General features: G+C 52.2%; 2 protein-coding genes and 1 pseudogene. 2 read left to right on the top strand and 1 reads right to left on the bottom strand.

The window, feature by feature from the left end; all coding sequences use genetic code 11:
• Both SYN63AY4M2_RS02695 and SYN63AY4M2_RS02690 read left to right on the top strand, forming a co-directional pair.
• Positions 1-552, top strand: a pseudogene (locus SYN63AY4M2_RS02695) (hypothetical protein); the annotation flags it as partial.
• Positions 553-556: 4 nt separating this feature from the next.
• Complete coding sequence (locus SYN63AY4M2_RS02690) at positions 557-3,250, top strand: TylF/MycF/NovP-related O-methyltransferase (RefSeq protein ID WP_099887187.1); 2,694 nt, start codon at positions 557-559, stop codon at positions 3,248-3,250.
• A 33-nt stretch (positions 3,251-3,283) separates the two neighbouring features.
• Here SYN63AY4M2_RS02690 and SYN63AY4M2_RS02685 read toward each other — a convergent pair whose 3' ends face one another.
• Positions 3,284-3,982, bottom strand: a complete 699-nt coding sequence (locus tag SYN63AY4M2_RS02685) for a Uma2 family endonuclease (protein ID WP_099887186.1) — start codon at positions 3,980-3,982, stop codon at positions 3,284-3,286.
• Between the last annotated feature and the right edge of the window lie 698 nt (positions 3,983-4,680).

The raw sequence follows: 4,680 nt of genomic DNA, 5'->3' as shown, positions 1-4,680 counted from the left end.
TTCTGCCCTGAGGCGGCCATTCATTGTTTTGAGGTGGCTCCCTTGGCCTTGCACCTGCTGCAGCAGAATGCTCTTGGCCTGGGCAACTGCTTTGTGCATTCGTTAGCTCTACACCTGCTGCGGCAGAATGCTCTTGGCCTGGGCAACTGCTTTGTGCATCCAGTGGGGCTAGCGGGGCAGAATAGCTGCAGAACCCGTCGCCTCTGGCCGGAGGATCCTCAGGCCGAGTGGGGAGTGGAGCAGGTGCTCCCTTTCCGGGAAGCCAGGGCAGCTCTCAAGGAGCTGGGTTTGGAGCCCATCGATGTGCTCAGGGTGGCTACAGGTGGAGAGGAGGTGGAGGTGTTGACCAGCTTGCAAGAGCAGCTCAAAGACATCAAGGTGATTTACGTGGAGTTTACTTCTGAGCAAGACCGCAAACAGATTGACCAGATGTTGGATCCTACCCATCTCCTCTGGCAGGGAGAAGTTGTAGCAGGCCAAAGAGGAGTCCTTTGCTATCTAAGCAGGGCTTGCTTTGTCGACAACAATTCAAGCCTTGGAGGAGAGACTTAAGGTTATGAACTCAACCATTATCGTTACGGCTGCTGACAGCAAGTTTTTTGAATTGGTTCAGGGGACTATTCTCTCCATCCGAGAGAAACCTCAGGGGCACTCTGTAGATATTGGATTCTTGGATGTAGGCTGTACACCGGAGCAGTTGCAATGGATAGGTCAGTACGTTGACCACATCGTTGAGCCAGGTTGGAACTATGATATTCCCGACATTGATAGACAACCCAAGTATCTCAAGGCACTAGTTTCTAGGCCTTTCCTTCCTGAATACTTTCCAGGCTATGAAGTTTATATTTGGATTGATGCAGATGCTTGGGTGCAAGATTGGTCTGCAATTTATCTTCTTGCTTTGGGAGCAAAAAGAAAGGGCTTTGCAATAGTCCCGGGGTTATTTGCTAAACACAGCACCAAATCCGTGAGACACGCTTGGATAACTTTGCAATATAGTCGCTACTTTCACTACACGGATTTTGCTGGTTTAGAGATAGAGCCTTTGCTGAATGCCGGTGTGTTTTCTGGTGCCAGACAGTCTATTCATTGGTCAATATGGGGCAAGAGATTAGGTCAAGCTATTTCTAGGTGCCTTGATTTGTGGACAGACCAGTTTGCTCTAAACGTGGCTATTTATAGAGATATAGGTCTGGATAGAGTTGAACTTTTGCCATTAAATTGCAACTGGCTAGCCCATTGTGAGATGCCCCAATGGGATTTGCAAAGGAAGATTTGGGTGGATCCTTTTCCACCTCACAATCCAGTAGGAATCATACATCTTACAGCCGACGTTAAGGTGAGACCAACTCATATTGCGCTTACAACTGAAGGTTTTAAGATTGAAGCTAGCTTGCGGTATGCAGGCATCATCTCCACTCCGGTCAAGAGATACGACTACGTATCGCCTAACCAGATTAGAATACATCTTGACCATATCTTTCCTTCAATGATTGCGGCCGAGCCAAGCTCTCACCCCTGGCCTTATCTACGGAAAGAAGTTCCTCACCTTTGGCATACGGATCTACGTCAACCTACCATCGGCTTTGTTAGTCGGGACGAGGCACACATTCTGTACAATACTGCGCTAAAGTTTCGAGGAAAATCTGCTCTGGAGATCGGCTGTTGGTTGGGCTGGTCAACCGCTCACTTGGCAGCAGGAGGAGTTGCCCTTGATGTGGTGGACCCTGCTCTGGCTGATCCTCAAGTCTATGCAAGCGTTGATCAGTCTCTCCGCTCAGCTGGAGTCCGCTCCAACGTCAGCCTCTACCCTGGCTACAGCCCAGGGAAGGTGGAGGAGATTGCCCAGCAAGAGGATCGTCGCTGGTCTCTGATTTTCATCGATGGGAATCATGACTCACCAGCCCCCTTGCAGGATGCTCAAGTGGCAGAGCGCTATGCTGCTGAGGATGCCTTGATTCTGTTTCATGATCTAGCCTCGCCGGATGTGGCTGAAGGTTTGAACTACTTGAGAGACAGGGGCTGGAACACGATGATTTACCAGACCATGCAAATTATGGGAGTGGCCTGGCGAGGCAATGTCAGGCCCGTTGAGCATATTCCAGACCCTGCTGTGAATTGGACATTGCCAGAGCACCTCAAGGACTATCCGGTCTGTAACCTTGAGTTGTCTAGGGTGCTAGAGAAAGTTAAATCTTTTACCTTGCTGGGCTTTGAGCGTCTTTGGAGCCTTTATTCACTGGCTAAGCAGGTTTGTGAAGAAGACATTCCTGGGAACTTTGTAGAATGTGGTGTTTGCAGGGGTGGAAGCTCAGCTTTGCTGGCCTGGGTGATTAAGAACTACAGCCGTCGACCTCGCAGGCTATATGCTTTCGATACCTTCTCAGGTATGCCTGATCCAACAGAGGTGGATCGAGATTATCGAGGAGTTGCTGCCAACGATGCGGGTTTTGGATCCGGTGCTTTAGCGGCACCCATTTCGGAGAACTTAGAGGTGATTGCCAGGGAACTAGGGGTCTGGGATCTCATTGTTCCTGTGCCAGGGCTTTTTGCTGACACCTTGCCTGTTTATCGAGAGCAGGTGGGTGAGATTGCTTTGCTGCATGCAGATGCTGACTGGTATCAGTCGACGATGGATATTTTCCGTCATCTCTACCATCAAGTTAACCCCAGGGGGTTTATCCAAGTTGATGACTACCACGACTGGCAAGGATGTTGCAAAGCTGTTCATGACTTCGAGCAGGAAATCAGAGCCTTTTTTCAGCTCCATAGTGTCGATTACTCAGGAGTTTGGCTGAGTCCTTCTGAGAACTGGCTAGTGGTTAGAGATGGCCTAACAGAAATCTCTAAATCAGAAAGGATCCGCTTGAGTAAGATCAACGTGGGCCTTTTCCCCTACTGGGAAATGGAGACAGAGCAGCTTATCCAAGAACTGGAGGGCTTGCTGGAGCCAATTCTGCGCAGTCCTCAGCCAGAAGACTATGCTCTGATCTTCCTAGGGGATCCGGATCCGCAACTGGCCAATCAAACTCTGGAGATAGCTGCAGGCAACATAGCTCTCAGGCTCATGGAAGAGGGGTTAGAGCTCAGTAGAGAGCCGTTCTGTTCAGTGGTAGCTGGCTTGAACCCCTATCAATGGGAGAGACTTATTCCCCAACTCAACTATCGCTATCCCTTGAAGCGGGAGCGCTTTCCCAAGGGATTACGGCCTGCTATTCAAAAGCTACCTGTGTTGCTGTTGGCCTCCTAGGGATCCATCTGTTGTCTTGAGTTACTTGGCTGTCTACAGGGCGTCTGGATCTACCCCTAGCTCTCGTAGCTTCCGGGCCAGGCGCCCTGCCCGTTGTTCGGCCTGCTCAGCCCTTTGCCGCTCCAGTTCGGCCTCGGTGGGTACCAGTTCCCCAGCAGCAGTGGCCCAGCGAATCCAGGTGGCCTCGATGTCCCGAAACCTGCCCTTCCATTTCACCAGGTACAGTCCCAAAACCTCGCTCGGCAAGCAACCCTCGGCATCCTCTTGAATTGGCTCATAGCGGTCGCCCCTCAGCCGAAACCCCGCCCAGTCTTCTGGATCAAACGGGTCAAACCAAAAGTACTCCGGCACCCGGATAATCTGCTCATAAAGTTGCTTTTTGCTTGTCTTGTCCTCCTGGGCAGTGCTGGGAAAAAGAAGCTCAATCACCACGTCCGGCCCTTTGCCCTGCTCCCAAATCACCCAGCTTTTGCGCTCCCCCTTGGGCACTCCCAGCACCACGAAATAATCGGGCCCTCTGAAACTGCGGCTGCGGGCTTGCTCCAAGCTGTAGTAAAGAAACATGTTGCCGCCAACAAAACCATCAGAACGCGGCTGCAGCCAGGTTTGGGTAACGGAGATGAGCAAATCCGTCTGGCACCTGTGCCGCCAGCTTTCCATAGGTTCGCCGTCGTCGTAGGGGAGCTCGTCTTGGGTGGGGGGCAACTCGGGTAGATAAACCGGATCCAGCACCTCAGTAATTGGGTTCGGGTTAGCTTATGGGGGTGTGGGGGTAGCTAAGCCCCGCACTGTACCCGTAGGGTCAGTGCCGGGATACAGATACCCCCACATGGTGTATGATAGGAGTAGTTGCACAAAACGGCTTTTGCCGGAATCTGGTGCAACTACGCGGTAGGACATTCCGTGTCTGCTCGTGGAGGGTTCTTGCGTAGGCTCCCCGATGAAGCGAGAAGCCCGCTCCGTACTGCCAGCAGTCGGGGTCGGGAGTATGTCACTCATTGCCAGTTCTCCTCTCTTTACCCTTACAAGGTATCGGGATCCACCCCCAGCTCCCGCAGCTTCTGGGCCAGGCGCTCTGCTCGCTGTCGCTCTTGCTCAGCCCTTTGCCGCTCCAGTTCGGCCTCGGTGGGCACCAATTCCCCAGAAGCAGTGGCCCAGCAAACCCACGCGGCCTCAATGTCTGGAAACCTTCCCCCATCTCATTGTTGCCAGCAAAGCAGCTGGGGCGCTGCTGCGACCAGGCTTGGGTAACGCAGATGAGTGAGTCCATTTGGCACTTGCGCTGCCAGCTTTCCGCGAATGCACCGTCTAACTTGGTAGGTGTGTAGGTATAATCAGCACTTGGCTCCTGACTTTGTCATTATGGATGCACGTAGGGCAGGATAGTGCAAAACTAGCCCTCTTTGTAGCCTGGGCAGAAGCTACACTTT

The organism is Synechococcus sp. 63AY4M2, assembly GCF_002760475.1.
GTDB lineage: Bacteria > Cyanobacteriota > Cyanobacteriia > Thermostichales > Thermostichaceae > Thermostichus.
The sequence above is the reverse complement of the archived record's forward strand: the minus strand, read 5'-3'. Positions and strand labels throughout refer to the sequence as shown.

What these genes read in the sequence shown, in the direction of transcription:
- SYN63AY4M2_RS02690 (WP_099887187.1), top strand. Translation starts at nt 557, where the DNA reads ATGAACTCAACCATTATCGTTACGGCTGCTGACAGCAAGTTTTTTGAA.